Genomic DNA, 14,105 nt, shown 5'->3' on the forward strand with positions numbered 1-14,105 from the left:
CGGGGCCGCGCCACACCGGGCGCGGCCCCGTCACGTTCCCGCCGCGGCCGCCGTGCGCCGCGTGCCGAGTTGCCCACTCGCTAGCGGGGCCAGCGCCGCGAGGGCGCACAGTGCGCCGATCGGAACAAGGTCGAGCGACACGATGGGCAGGCTCGCCCCGACCAGGATGAGCGCCGGGCTCCACCACGCGACAGCCTTCGCCCTGGCCAGCATGATCGTCAAGGCGAGCAGCCCGACATACAGCAGCGGCGGGCCGACCACGTAGAAGGCGACGCGCGCACCCGGGATGGCGCTGACCTGGGCGCTGATCTCTCTCATCCCGGCCTTGTCGGACGCCACCAGCCCGGCCACGACGTCGATCACGAACTGGACGGTCGAGGTGCCCACGCCGACTAGCGTGACAACGGTCCAGAAGGTCCGGCCGCGCCCCGACAACTCCCGTCGCAGCCCCAGAACAGCGGGACCGAACAATGCGAGTCCGACGAGGTTCACGAGGTGGGCGACCTGCCAGTCGAGGCCCGGGCCGTACTGCCCGTCCATCCTGCCGACGAGGCGGACGACCCCGTACCCGGCGAAGCACAGCGGCGCCGCGATCAGACATGCACGTGAGAACTTCATGAACCGACCCTGGTCCGGGCCGGCCTCTTGGACATCAGGGCTTTCCCCGAACAGACCCGGGGATGGCGATTCGGCCCGCTGCCTACCGGACGTCGGCCGCTGCCGCCGTGGCGCCGTTCGGAGTGGTGAATCCCGCCAGCACCCGCGTCGGCGTGCCGTTGGGGACCGCGATCGTCGTGCGTCGCTCTCCTTGGCCTTCGACGTCGATCTCCTGGTCTGCCAGGACGGCACCGTTGGCGTCCACCGCGAACAGGTGGATCTTTCCCGTGCCGTTCACGTCCAGGAGAGCCTGGATCTCGCCTTGCTCCACTCGTGCACTCGTGAGCCGTGCTGCCGAGTCACCCGCCGGCGGGGCACCACCCAGCGAGGTGTTCAGCCGCACGGCTTGCTCGATGGACTGCGGTGAGTCCACAGAGGACAGCGAATCCAGTGGGAGCACCGGAGCCGGCGGTGGGGTCGGTTCGCCCGCTGGCCGGTCTTGGAGGAGCGCGTGGCCCCAGCGGTACGGGTCGCCTTGCACGCCGCCCCAGGTCGACCAGCCGAGCCGGGACTGGCCGGTCAGGTCCTGCGTGTCCGAGTCGTACACCAGGACGTTCAGGCCCAGCCGCCGGGGATCGACCGAGCCCGGCAGGTCCTGCAGCGGAATCGCCACCTCGACCGCGTAACCGTCCGCGCGGGGCTTCGACGCGAGCTCCACGCCCGGCGCGGTCTCCTCGCCAGGACCCTGGTGGTTGTCCGCATCCCTTGCGTGGCACGGCGTTCCGGCTCCGCGGGTGGCCGGCAGGACCGCCACCTTGAACGTGCTCGACGTGTTCTCCGAATCCGCCTTCGGGTCGATGGTGATCTCGACCGCGTCGGTGCGCCAGTGCCGCTTGCAGTCCTCCGGCGCAAGCAGCGCACCTCGCTCGTTGTCCACGACGTCGACCAGCGCGTACAGCTTCTCGCCGCGCCAGGAAAGCCTTGCCGTGGCTGCGCAATCCGGCGCCTCGCACTGGTCGCCCTCCCACCGCGCGGACACGTCGAGCGGAGCGCCCGGATACTCCTGCGGTCCGGCTTCGCCGTCCACCACCGGCTCCGCAGCGGCCTGCGGGATCGTCGCCGTAGTCACCAGTTCCAGGGCTGCCGTGCTCTCGCTCGTCGCGGCGTCATCGGTGCGGGTGGTCAAGGTGTAGGAGTGGTCGCCGCCCTGCATCCCGGTGGGCATCCCGGGATCGGTGCTGCGCACGGCGTAGGTGAGCAGCGTGGTTTCCCCAGGACCGACTTCCTGGAACCGCTGCTCGGCGTTCGGCACTTCGAATCCCTGCGGCGGCGCGAACCGAACCGCGCCGGAACGGGGTTGCGCGCTGTAGTTGCGCACGACCACCTGAACATCGCGCTCGCCGAGCGCCGGAACGGTCTGAACCGGCGCGACCTTGTTCTGCAGCAGGGGAAATTGCGCTTCCGCCGTCCACCGCTGGAACTCCGCGACGCCCGGGAGCGGCGCCTGCTCGGCCACGACCGGTGGCACGACGTCGAACCGCAGCTCGCTCTCCCCGCGTCCCTGCGGGGATTCGATCCGCACCGGCGCCGGCACGCGCGCGGATGCGTGGTGGCCCGGCACGGTCACGACGAAGTCGACTCGCGCGGTCGTTCCCGGTTCGAGAGTCCCGAACGCGCCGTCGCCCTGGACTTCCCATCCCGGCGGCAGATCCAGTTCGACCCGGCCCGCTTGCAACGTCGTTTCCGCCGGTGCGGTCACCTCGACGCGGACCTGCGTGCGCTCGCCGGGAGTGATCCGCTGGCGCTGCGCGGTCGCGGTCAGCCCGGTGCCGACCGGGAGGCCACCGGGAATCGGCAGCACCGCGCCGAGCAGGGGCGCGTCCGCGCCTTGTGCCGCTGGCGCGTGCGGCGCGCGGTTGGCGATCTCGGTGAGGTGCTCGCAGCCGACCTGCGCGGGATCGGCCGGGATGTCCGGCCGGCCGGCCCAGCCCTGGCTCTTGTACTCGCGTTCGGCGACGCGTTCCCGCTGCTCCCAGTTGATGTGGCCGGCGATCCCGTGCACGTAGTACTCGGGCCCGGGCGAATCCGCCAGAGTGGTGCGCTTCTCGCAGTCCGGCCCCTGGACTTCCTCCTCCGCTCCGGCCGCGTTCGACAGCACCCGGCGCACCGACCAGGGCGCCAGGCCCTCGTAGTTGATCTGCTCGGGGAACGCCGCGGGATCGGCCGCTTGGCGGTACGCCTCGAGCGCGAGCCGCGCGGCGTACTGGTGATTGCCGTGGTTTCCCGGCGTGGGCGCGGGATCCATGGTGACGACGACCTCGGGCCTGGTCTGCCGCACGACGCGGACGAGCTTCGCCAGCACGTCGTCGTGGTGCCAGGCCTGATCGGTCAGCGGGGCGCTCACCGTGTAGTAGAGATCGGGCTTGTCCAGGTTGTACACGTCCGTGAGGCCGAGGGCGCCGACCGCGCGCCGTTCCTCACCTTCGCGCAGCAGGCCCAGCGCCGGTCCCTCCTCCGGCCCGACCGCGTTGCCGCCGCCTTCGCCTCGGGTGATGGTCACGACGTCGGTGCGCACCTGGTGGTCGTGGCGCCACCGGCCGAACGTCGACAGCAGCGATGCCTCGTCGTCCGGGTGCGCGCCGACGAAGAGGACCTCCAGGTCCTGGGCGGAATCCGGCTGCGCGGAGCCGGTCGGCGCCAGAACCCCGGCACTCAGCGCAGCCGCGAGCACGACAACCGAACCAGCACGAACCGATGGCACCGATCCACTCCTCCGGTGAGATGATCACGCGACGCCGAGGATGACACGGATGCCCTTCCCGTGCACCCGAAAACACGCCGTCGCACAACGCGTCTCACGCTTCAGGACGGCCCACCGGCCAGGCGTCAACCTTCGTAGCGTTGTCACCGAAGACGAACGGGTTCGTCTCGCACTCGGCGATGAAGTCGCCGGGGAAGCCGAGCCGGAACTCCACTGCGGAGTCGAGCCGTTCGATCGCCTCGTCGGGCAGGACGACGTCGACCGCGCCGACGTTCTCGATGATCTGCGCGACGCTGCTGGCCCCGACGATGGGCAGCACCGCCGGGGATTTGCTGCGGGTCCAGGCGATCGCCACCTGGGCCGGCCGGACGCCCAGTTCGTCGGCGACCTCGCGGACGGCGTCGGCCGCGGCGCGGTCCCGCTCGGTGAGCGCGGCGGGATCGACCCGCCTGCCGACCGCGCCGGAGAGCACGCCGGCCGCGAGCGGTGCCCACGTCGTCACGCTCATCCCGAACGCCTCCGCCATCGGCAGGAGTTCTCGTTCGATGTCCCGCTTCAGCAGGTTGTAGGGCACCTGCAGGCCCGCGAACGGCGTCCAGTCCCGCCACTGCGCGAGCGTGTTCGCGCGGCTGACGACCCATGCCGGCGCGTCGGACACCCCGACGTGGAGGATCTTTCCCGCCCGCACGGCGTCGTCCAGGGCGCGCATCGTCTCCTCCACCGGCGTGTGGCGGTCCCAGATGTGCACCCAGTAGATGTCGATGTAGTCGGTGCGCAGCCGGCGGAGGCTCTGCTCCAGCGACAGCGCGAGGTTCTTGCGGTGGTTGCCGGAGGCGTTGGGATCGGCGGCATCCCGCGACAACGTGTACTTCGTGCCGATGACGAAGCGGTCGCGCCGGTCGACGACGGTGCCGAGGATGCTCTCGCTCTCGCCGTAGGCAGAGGCGGTGTCGAGGACGTTGCCGCCCGCATCGGCGTAGGCGTCGATGATGCGCCGGCACTCGCGCGCATCGTCGATGACCATGGTGCCGAGGACGAGTTCGGAAACGCGCAGGCCGGTTCGGCCGAAAAGCCGGTATCGCATCGTCACACCGCCACCACGCCGACCGTCGCAGGGCCGGGCCGGCCACGGAAGTGCTCGAAACCAACGGGGATGAGAACACGCATGCCGGTAAGCATGCGGCAGGCCCGCCGCCGCAGGGACGCCCTGCCAGGGCCACCCTGCGCGTTCCGGATCGATCTTTCCAATCGGTGCCATGCCAACGGCGTTGCGGTTTAACGTCTCCGGGTGCACAAGAACGAGGTCAACGGACCGGTACACGGCCATGTGGTGCAAGCGAACTGCATCCAGGGCGGTATTCACGTGCACCGATCGGAGCCGTCGGAAGCGCGTCGCCGGCTGCGCGACGCGCTGCGCGAGGCGACCGTTGCGGTCGGTTCCGGCAGCGGCGTTCGCCTCGCACCCGGAGTCGTGCTGACCCATGCCTCGCTCACCGGCCTGGAAGCGGAGTCGCTGGGCGGCGGCCTCGCGCTGATCCGGACCGAGCCCGACGACCAGCCCTATGCCTGTGCCACCGTGGGAACGCCTGCCGATGACGAGCGCGTCGTGGTCGGCTCAGAAACCGGGGCTCCGGTGCTGGACTGGCGCACCGGCGGCGTGTGCGGAGTGCTGGACGACGCCGGCGATCTCGTTGCCGTCCCTGCGGTTCCGGAGCTGGCGGCGGCGCGACTCAACCACGACTGGCTCGATCGGCTCAGCGCCGAGCAGCTCCGCGCGGGCGGGTGGCAGCACGTCGGGCCGCGCCTGCGCCGCTACCTCACCACGGTCGGCCGCGCGGATCACGAGCACGCGTATTCGCTGGTGAGCCGCCAAGCCCCGCCGCTTTCGAAGATCTACCTAGCCCGCCAGGCCACGCGGCTGGCCGACGCCGCCGAGCCGCCGGAGCTCTTGGAACGGCTGCAGGCGGACCGCCTGCTGGAGCACCATCCGGGCGTTCAGGTGCTGGGTTACCCGGGAATGGGCAAGTCCAGCCTGGTCCGGCGGCTGGCCGCCGAATCCGCCCGGCAGTGGCTGGCCGAGGGAGACGGCGAGTTCGTGCCGGTGCTGATCCCGGCCGAGGCGCTGACCAGGACGGCGACGCTGCCCGACGCGCTGGCCGACGGCGTCGTGCACGGCTTCAGCCACCAGCTGGACCGGTCGCAGCTGGTCGAGCTCTTCGGCGCCGAGCCGCTGCCCGGCGTTCGCTGGCTCGTGCTGGTGGACGGCCTGGACGAGGTCCTCGATCCGGCCGCGCGCCTCGACGTGCTCCGCAAGATCGGTGAGCTGCGCGAACAGCCGGAGTACTGGGTGCTCATCACCAGCCGGCCGCTGGACCGGCGCGGCTTCCTCGGCCGGATCGACCAGACCCGGTACCCGACCTTCAGCATCGAGCCGTTCACCGACGACGAGCTCCGCGACTTCGCCGCCCGCGTGCTGCGCGAGCGGCAGCACCCGGGGCCGGAGGCCGCCGCCGCGGATTTCCTGGCGCGGGTGCACCGGACGAAGCTCCGCACGCTCGCCCACGTCCCGCTGATCTCCACGATGTTGTGCCTGCTGTACGCGGAGAACCCGAACGACGAGCTGCCCGACAACCAGTCCCAGCTGTACGGCCGGTTCGTGTCGTGGCTGAAGACCAAGCTCAGCGAGCTCGACGCCCGGACGCTGATGCGCAACCGTGTTTTCAAGCACGGCCCGACGGCCGAGCGCGCGGTGGACGAGCTGGTCGAGAACATCGAGCCGCTGCTGCAGGAAATCGCCTTCGGGCGGCAGAAGCTCGGTGCCGAGCAGCGCGACCTGCCGCTGTTCGAGCACGCGCTCGCCTGGACCGGCGTCGAACGCCCGGCGGCGATGTCGCCCGAGGAGTGGGCAGACGTCCTCGCCGACGTCCTCCGGGTCAGCGGCCTGGTCATCCAGCCGGGCAGCGAATTCCAGTTCCTGCACCAGACCGTCGAGGAGTACCTCGCGGCCTGCCACCTCGTCGCCCGCAGCGATCCGCGCACCTGGTCCGGCCGGCGGCTGCTCGCGCCGCAGCCGCGTTGGCCCTGGTCGCACCTGGAGGTCAAGACGTTCCTGGCCGCGCGGTGGGCGGAGGAGGGCATCGATCTGACGCGCATGCTCCGGAAGCTGCTGCGCTGGGGCCGCTGGCGGAACAACGTCGGCTTCCTGGCCGAGCTGGCGCGGCACGGCGTGGTCCTGGATCGCGATCTCGTCGACCGGGCCGTGCGAATCCTGTGCAAGGTCGTCGCGAACCCCAAGAGCGCCAGCCGCGAATGGCAGGACTGCCTGACCTGGCTCGCGGATCTGGACGAGGACCGGGCGGTCACCGAACTGGAGGTGCTGGCCGGTACGGCCGCCGAGCACCGGCGCTACGAGGCCGTCCGCGAACTCGCCTCGCTCGACAGCGAGCGGGCGATCCCGAGCATCCGGCAGTTCATCAACGACACCGCGATCAAGAAGACGCCCAGGACCGCGTTGGCCCGCCACTTGCGCGACCTGGGCGTTGAGCAGGCGCATGCGCTGTTCGCCGATGTCGCGGCGGACAGCGACAACGGCGCGCTACGGGTCGAGGCTGCGGAGATCCTCGTCTCGGTCCTGGGGCAGGACCTCACCGTCCTGTCCCGATTAGCCGGCGACCGCGGACTCGACGACGATGCGCAGCTGGACGCGGGCGAGATCCTGCTCGCACACGACGTCGACCGCGGGCTGAGCGCGCTTTCCGGACTGGTGCGTTCGGCCGTGAAGCCAGGGGTCCGCCGCCGGGCAGTACGCCTGATCGAAGGCCACGATCCGGGGCGCGCCGAAACCGAGCTCACGGCCCTCGTCGAATCCGAGAAGGCACCGATCGCCCGCCGGTTCGACGCCGCGAGCCTCTTGGTCAAGGAGCACGGGCGGGACGTCGAACTCGTCCTGGAGATAGCGGAAAGCCGGAAGCTCGACCGCGAACTCCGCCTGGAGGCCGCGAGGATGGCCAGGGGCGGCAACCGCAAGGCTGTCGTCGCGCTCGTCCTGGACATCGTGGACAGCTGCTCCGCAACCGACTCGTATCGCCTGGAAGCGCTGGAGTACCTGGCGGGTCTCGACGGTGCCGCCGCGTTCCCCGGCCTCCGCGATTTCGTGCGCACCCGCGGTCAGACCGATCCCGATCGTTTCCGCGCCGCCGAGATCGCGGCCAAATCATCCGGCCCCGCCGCCGCGGATCTCTACGGCGAGCTTGCCAAATCGTCCGATGTGGACAGCGCGTTGCGCGTGCAGGCGGCCCGCGCTGCCTTGGCGAAGCACGACACCACGGGTGCGGCTTTGCTCGCCGGGATCGCAGAGGATTCCGAAGCCCAGCCGGAGGACCGGCACGAGGCCGCGTTGGCCCTGTTTAGCCACGACGGGGTGAAGGGCGTCGACGCCCTGGTGGTGATCGGCGAGGACAGGAGCCTGCCGGGCGCGCTCCGGATGAAGGCGCTGGAGAAGGCGCACTCGGAAAGGGCGGGGGCAGTCCGGAAAGCGTTGGCGCACCTGGCCGAAGACACGGCGGTCGCCGAAGCCATCCGGCTCCACGCGGCCCAGAAGGTCGGCGACCGGAAGACCTCGGAGCGGCTGCTGGCCGGACTGGCGGCTGGCGCAAAAAGCGACGAGACGCGCTTCGACGCGGCACGCGCGCTCTCCCGCGTCAACCGCAACAGAGGGCTGGCGGCGCTGCGAGACCTCGAATCGGACCAACGGGTCAGCCGCTCGACCAGGGAAAAGGCCACCAAGGCCGCCGAACGCCTGGACCGCTGAGGTCAGTTCCGCGCGCCGCTGCGCCGCAGCAGCACCAGTGTCGACGCCAGCAGCGCCGCCGCCACGACGGCCTGCGCGAACGCGAAAACGCCCCAGGAACCGACGAGTTGGCCGTCCGACCAGAACGCGCCGCCGAGGTAGGTGAATTGCGGCCCGAGGAGCAGCGAACCGAGCAGGAGCAGCAGTTCCGGGCCGAGGTACGCCGCGGCCGTCGCGGCGACGAACGTCCGCTGCGCTTCGTCTCCGGGCTCCGTCAGCGCGGTGACCGCGCACAGGCCGCCGATGGCCACCACCGGCAGCAGCGCCGCCAGCGCGCCGACACCGGCCATCACGGTCATGCTGCCGTATTCGTGCGGGATCCCGGCGAAGAGCATGACGAACTGCGCGGCGGCCGCCCCGACCACGACGTAGGCGAGCGGGCGCCGGCTGGGCGGCACGAAGCGCGCTCGTCGCGGCACCGCGCCGAACGGGGCCCACCGCATGACCAGCAGGACGGTGAAGGCGATAACCGCGAAGAACTCCAGCCACACCCAGACATCGGCCTCCGCGTGGATCGAGGCGAGCACGTCCACGAGGCAGTAGACCGCGTTCGCGACGACCAGCCCCGCGCCGATCACGCCCCGCCCGCCGGGGCGCTCCATGAGCACGAGCCCGGCGAAGAGCAGCGCGAACCGGATCAGGAAGTACCCGAGCCCAAGGAAGCTCGAGGCGGCGATCATGCCGGTGGACACGAACAACGTGGTCGCCGTGACGGCCGCGGCGGCCGCGAAGAGGACCTTCGAGCTGCGGACCCAGCCGGGAGCCCGGACCCGGCTCCGCCAGTCGCCCTCGACCGGCGGTGGCGCGCTGCGCGCCCGGGACCATTCGAGCACCGCCACCATCCTGGCCGCGAGGTTGCCGACGCCCGGCGGGCTGACCGAATTCCGCAATTCCGCCGCCAGCGCGGACAACGAGGCGCTAGCCGCGCTGGCGGCGACGACGCTCAGCGCGTGCGGCAGCCGCCCGCACAGCTCGATCAGCTCGTCGGCAGCCTGCCGCTCGGCCGCCAACCGGTCGTCGCCCAGCCGGCGCGCCAGCAGCTCGCGCGCCTCGTCACCGCCGAGCGCGTCCAGGGTGAGCGAGCGGGCGCCTTCGGCGATCAGGCCGGTCAACTGGTTTCGGCTGGTCACCACGACGAACGCGGCGGAACCGCCGGGCAGCAGCGGACGCACCTGCTCGGCGTCACGGACGTCGTCCAGCACCACCAGCACCCGCCGGTCCGCCAGCAGCGTGCGGTACCGGGCTGCCTGCGCCGCCGCGTCCGACGGGATCTTGTCGTCCCCAAGCGCTTCCAGGAAGCTCCGGAGCACATCGCCCGGCCGCACCGGCCAACCGGAAGCGTCGGAACCCCGCATGTTCGCGTACAACTGGCCGTCGGGGAACCGCTCGGCAACCTGATTCGCCCAGTGCACCGCCAACGCGGTCTTGCCGATGCCCGCCGTCGCCTCGACCGCCGAGATCACCACCACGCGGGCGGAATCCGCCAGCACCGCGTTCAACGCCGCGGTCTCGTCCGCCTGCCCCGCGAACGACGCGACGGCCGGCGGCAGCTGCCGGGGCACCACCGGATCCTGTTGCCGCCCACCGAAGTGAACGCCGCCGTAAACGTTGCCGACCTGCGCGACCGGCCCGTTGACCGTGCCGCTCTGCTCGTTGTTGGTCTCGCCCTCATCGCCCACGAGCCACCCCCCCATCCCACCAGGCCCAATGCGACGTTCCGCCGACGATCTTAGCGCCGCTGCGACGACCCGAGTGCGGCTTGCCGGTTCCGCTCGGGGCGGATCAGCGGCGAGCCGCGACGAAGGCCGCGAACTCGGCCTGCTGCTCCGGAGTCATCACGTCCTTGGGGACGACCATGGCCTGCGCCTTGCCGAACATCACGTACCGGACCTCGGGGGTCTCCACCACGCGATCGAGCCCGGCCCACCGGCACCGAGACTCGGCCAGCGGGTAGGCGATGTGCAGCCACTCGTCGTCCAGCGTCAGGTGATACCCGTGCTGGATGGCGGCGGCCTGGGCGCGCATCCCCACCGCCACCATGATCGGCTCGATCGCGAACACCACCGCCAGCCCGCCGACGACGGCCGCGTACCCGACCGCCGAGGAGGTGTCCAGCACGACGAGGACCACGCCGAGGAAGGCGAGCACCCCGCCCAGGATGCGGGTGAGGAGCACGTAAGGACGGGACAGGAACCGGATCGTGCACCGCAGGCGGTGCACGTCGTGGGGAACCTCAAGGGACATCTGCACCGACGCATCTTAGAGATGATTTCAGGATCGGCTTGCGTGGCGGCGCGGGTAGCGGCCCCCTGCGGGAATTGCCGTCGCCTTCTCACCCCGGGATCCCCGACTTGGGTATGACCAATCCACCTGCACCGTCCACAATGTCCTCGCCGCGAACAGAACCGGGCCGCAACCGCTCTCGCCGGACGGGTCTCGGCCGCCGAGCCGTCATCCGGTCTTCACCCGGCCGGGAGTACTTCTACCGGTTCCTGGTGTCACGGTCGCGGCGATCACCGACGACCGCACCGACCAGCGGGACGGCTTCCCCGCCGCACAGCGCCGGCTGATCGAGGCGATGCAGCGCACCAGCAACCCGGCGGTGCTCACCGGCGACATCCACAAGCACGTCGCCGCCGAACTCAAGGCCGACTTCGCCGCCCTTGGCTCGCGCACCGTCGGGGACTGGTTGCAGCACCCCTACTTGACTGCTCCCCCCCGTCTGAAGGCGGGGGATTCTTCGTCCCTCGTCTCCAGGCGTAGTGGGGATTCCTGGCTCAGGCAGCCTCCCGAGGCAGCGCCTCGGGAGGTCTTCCGCCCTCAACACCAGCCGGGTACAGCCCAGCCCGGACCAGCATCACACGCGCGGAGTTCTTGTCTCTCGGACAGACGTGTCCGCACGCGGTACAGGTATAGGTTCGTTCCGACAGCGGCAGCGCGTGCTTGGTTCTCGCCCCGCACTGTCCGCAGTCCATCGTCGTGTGCTTCGGATCGACAAGCACCACCAGGCGGCCGTGCTTGCGTCCCATCATGATCAGTTCGTTTTTCGTGGCCGAGATCGCGGCATCAGCCGCTTTCCTGGCCATAGTGGTCTTCGCGAGAAATTTCGGGCGGAAGTCCTCCACCGCGATCGCATCGTGGTCGGTCACCACACGCATGGCCCATTTACGGGCCGTGTCCTGACGCTGGCGGGCGACCTTCGCGTGCGCTTTCGCGGCCTGGCGTTGGGCTTTGCGGTATCCCTTTGAAGCGGGCTTGCCCTTCGCCGGCCGACGCCGGCCCATCATCCGCTGGTAGCGGGCCAGCTTCACCGCCGCGCGCTTGCCGTACTCGACATGCGGAAGATCGTGGGCTTCGGATGTGGTCGTAGCGGTCTCGGTCACACCCCAGTCGATGCCGATCACCTGACCGGTTTCCGGCAACGACCGTACCTCGGTCGCGACCACGAACGAGCAATACCAGTGCCCTTGGGCGTCCTGGTACACACGCACCGACGACGGTGTGGAAGGAAGCTCGCGAGACCACACCACCGTGCACACGATGCCACCCGCCAAGTGCAGGCGACCGTCCTTGATCCGGAACCCGCGCAGCGTGTAGTTCAAGCTCGGACGCGCCAGCGCCCTTTTCTTGAACTTCGGCATCCCCGCCCGCTGCCGCATCGGCAACCGGGCCTTGACGTCCTTCAACGCCTTGGCGCGGGACTTGGCGAAGTCACGGATGATCTGCTGCTGCGGAACCGAACCGCCAGCACCCAGCCAGTCGTGTTCCCTCCGCCATCCAGTCAGCAGCTTGTCCAGGTGCGCGGGACCGCATTTCCCGCCCGCACGGTGCGCCTGACGGGAGGTGGCCACACACTGGTTCCATGCCCACCGGCACCGATCCCACTCGGCCAGCAGCGCATCCCGGGAGGTCGGCGATAAGCGAAGCCGATAGGTGTACCGAGCGTGCCCGGCCTCCTCGGTCTTCACTGTCGCTGTCATGTGGATCACCGTAGCATTTGGTTTATGGCTATCGACAGCGAATTCCGTACAGGCAGACACGTAGTTTTCCTCATGCATGCTCACTTGGTTTTCGTCACGAAGTACCGGCACCCCGTGTTCACCGACGCACACCTGACCCGCATGGAAGAAATCATGCGGGAGGTGTGCGGCGACTTCGAAACCGAGCTGGAAGAGTTCAACGGCGAAGCCAACCACGTGCATCTGCTGGTCAGTTTCCCGCCCAAGGTCGCGGTGTCGAAACTGGTCAACTCCCTCAAGGGAGTATCCTCCCGGCTGTTGCGCAAGGAGTACGAAGACCTCCGGTTCGCTTACTGGAGAGGTGTCCGGTTGTGGTCGGGCTCGTACTTTGCCGGGTCGGTCGGTGGCGCACCGATTTCCGTGGTGCGCCAGTACATCGAACGGCAAGCCCATCCCACTGTCTGAGTGGTCGGCTCAAGCACAGAGTTGATGCGCTTGCGCCCCGCCCTAAAAGACGGGGCACCCGCACTAAGTTTCTTCCGTGAAGCTCTACGACGGCCGCCGCGGGTACGTGCACTGCCGGATGACGCCGGAGGAGCTCGTGTCCGAGTTCAAGATCGTCCCGACCTCACCGCCGCGCCCACCACCGGCGTGGACCTGGCGCTGTGGCTGATCGACAGCCACGCGACGAGCCCCGGCTCCGCGGTGCTCGGCATCAACGGGACCACCGTCGACCGGCTGGTCTTCGCGGGCGGCGCGACGAAGGGCTCGACGCTGGGCGACAGCACCGCCGCAGGATCGCCGCTGAAGCCGTCCTACCTGGAAAGGCCGCTGCCTGCGGAGCTCTTCCGCGCCGGGGAGCACGTCCTCGAACTGCACAAGGACGAGGGCTCCTGGATCGCCTACGACGCGATCGGCGTGTTCGCCCGGCGCGGTTGACGCCGCATCGGCGCCCCGGGGCCATCGCTGCGGGGCGCCGACGACCGGTTACCGTACGTTGCGGTTCGCACAGGCGGCCTGCACCTCAGCGGCGGGATGGTATCGGTCGAGATGAGCTCGGTTCACGGGACGTCCCCCGAATTTCGGCCGGACAGTGGCCACATCAGACATAAGCGTCACATCGGCACCAAACGGTCATGTTTCACCTTTTCGGGCGTAACGCCACGAAGGCTTGACAACAGAACGTGTTCGCCTTCACTCTTTCGTGCCATGAACCTGTCCGACAGCCGGGCAGCCGGACATGGCATCCGGCGAGTCGGTGCGATGGAGGCGGTCCTCGCCAACCTCCGCGAAGCCATCGAGCGAGGCGAGTACGCGGTCGGCGACAAGCTGCCCGCCGAGTCCGGCCTCGGGAAGGAGTTCGAGGTCAGCCGGTCGGTCGTGCGGGAGGCGCTGCGCGCCCTGCAGGCCCTCGGGCTCACGGCGTCGAAGACCGGCAAAGGCACGTTCGTGATCTCGAACCGGCCGGTCGAAAACCCCGTGTTCGGCCACTACTCGGCGCGCGACCTCCTCGAAGCGCGCCGGCACGTCGAGGTCCCGGCCGCCGGCTACGCCGCGCGGCGGCACACCACGGACCACCTGGACTCGCTCACCGAGCTGGTGGAGCGGATGGAGCACGAGACCGACAACACCGCCTGGGTGGCGCTGGACTCGCTGTTCCACATCACCATCGCCCAGGCATCGGGCAACCCGGTCTTCGGGAAGGTCATCGAGGAGATCCGGGATGCGCTGGCCAGGCAGTCGACCCTGCTGAACCAGCTCGGCGACCGGCGCGCGGCGTCGAACGTCGAGCACCGGTCGCTCCTGGAGGCGATCGGCGGCCGCGACGAGCTCGCCGCGGCCGAGGCGATGACCCACCACCTGACGCACGTCGAAAGCACGCTCAGCAACATCGTCGGGTCAAAGACGCCCGCGGCGAATGAGAACGGGGATAGCTGAA

The 14,105-nt window shown here is 69.8% G+C and carries 11 protein-coding genes; 5 read left to right on the plus strand and 6 right to left on the minus strand.

The window, feature by feature from the left end; all coding sequences use genetic code 11:
- Window positions 1-30 precede the first annotated feature (30 nt).
- The 3 genes from AB0I53_RS38070 to AB0I53_RS38080 all read right to left on the minus strand — a co-directional run bounded on the left by AB0I53_RS38070 (window position 31) and on the right by AB0I53_RS38080 (window position 4,442).
- Window positions 31-618, minus strand: a complete 588-nt coding sequence (locus AB0I53_RS38070) for a hypothetical protein (protein WP_358613897.1) — start codon at window positions 616-618, stop codon at window positions 31-33.
- A gap of 82 nt (window positions 619-700) precedes the next feature.
- Window positions 701-3,358: a sugar-binding protein gene (locus tag AB0I53_RS38075; RefSeq protein WP_358613898.1), complete on the minus strand. Its 2,658-nt coding sequence runs from the start codon at window positions 3,356-3,358 to the stop codon at window positions 701-703.
- Between the two features lie 94 nt (window positions 3,359-3,452).
- Window positions 3,453-4,442: an aldo/keto reductase gene (locus tag AB0I53_RS38080; protein WP_358613899.1), complete on the minus strand. Its 990-nt coding sequence runs from the start codon at window positions 4,440-4,442 to the stop codon at window positions 3,453-3,455.
- A gap of 204 nt (window positions 4,443-4,646) precedes the next feature.
- Between AB0I53_RS38080 and AB0I53_RS38085 the strand changes: the two genes are divergently transcribed.
- Window positions 4,647-8,168, plus strand: coding sequence for an NACHT domain-containing protein (locus tag AB0I53_RS38085; RefSeq protein ID WP_358613900.1), 3,522 nt, complete (start codon window positions 4,647-4,649; stop codon window positions 8,166-8,168).
- A gap of 2 nt (window positions 8,169-8,170) precedes the next feature.
- On the opposite strand, the gene AB0I53_RS38090 is transcribed toward AB0I53_RS38085, so the two are convergent.
- The 3 genes from AB0I53_RS38090 to AB0I53_RS38100 all read right to left on the minus strand — a co-directional run bounded on the left by AB0I53_RS38090 (window position 8,171) and on the right by AB0I53_RS38100 (window position 12,187).
- Window positions 8,171-9,886 (minus strand): NB-ARC domain-containing protein, encoded by a 1,716-nt coding sequence (locus AB0I53_RS38090; protein WP_358613901.1) that lies wholly within the window; start codon window positions 9,884-9,886, stop codon window positions 8,171-8,173.
- Window positions 9,887-9,989: 103 nt separating this feature from the next.
- On the minus strand, window positions 9,990-10,451 hold the full coding sequence (locus AB0I53_RS38095; RefSeq protein WP_358613922.1) for a YcxB family protein: 462 nt from the start codon (window positions 10,449-10,451) through the stop codon (window positions 9,990-9,992).
- A gap of 533 nt (window positions 10,452-10,984) precedes the next feature.
- Complete coding sequence (locus AB0I53_RS38100; protein ID WP_358613902.1) at window positions 10,985-12,187, minus strand: transposase; 1,203 nt, start codon at window positions 12,185-12,187, stop codon at window positions 10,985-10,987.
- 24 nt (window positions 12,188-12,211) lie between these two features.
- Here AB0I53_RS38100 and tnpA point away from each other — a divergent pair, with 24 nt between their 5' ends.
- The 4 genes from tnpA to AB0I53_RS38120 all read left to right on the plus strand — a co-directional run bounded on the left by tnpA (window position 12,212) and on the right by AB0I53_RS38120 (window position 14,104).
- Window positions 12,212-12,631, plus strand: coding sequence for an IS200/IS605 family transposase (gene tnpA / locus AB0I53_RS38105; RefSeq protein WP_358613903.1), 420 nt, complete (start codon window positions 12,212-12,214; stop codon window positions 12,629-12,631).
- Window positions 12,632-12,707: 76 nt separating this feature from the next.
- On the plus strand, window positions 12,708-12,839 hold the full coding sequence (locus AB0I53_RS38110) for a hypothetical protein (RefSeq protein WP_358613904.1): 132 nt from the start codon (window positions 12,708-12,710) through the stop codon (window positions 12,837-12,839).
- The gene (locus AB0I53_RS38115; protein WP_358613905.1) at window positions 12,818-13,105 is read left to right on the plus strand and encodes a hypothetical protein; all 288 of its coding nucleotides are present in this window, start codon (window positions 12,818-12,820) and stop codon (window positions 13,103-13,105) included. Before AB0I53_RS38110 ends, AB0I53_RS38115 begins: the two co-directional genes overlap by 22 nt.
- 324 nt (window positions 13,106-13,429) lie before the next feature.
- A complete protein-coding gene (locus tag AB0I53_RS38120; RefSeq protein WP_358613923.1) occupies window positions 13,430-14,104 on the plus strand; it encodes a FadR/GntR family transcriptional regulator in 675 nt (224 codons plus the stop codon).
- Window position 14,105 lies beyond the last annotated feature (1 nt).

The sequence above is a fragment of the Saccharopolyspora sp. NPDC050389 genome (genome assembly GCF_040655595.1).
Taxonomy (GTDB): Bacteria; Actinomycetota; Actinomycetes; order Mycobacteriales; family Pseudonocardiaceae; genus Saccharopolyspora.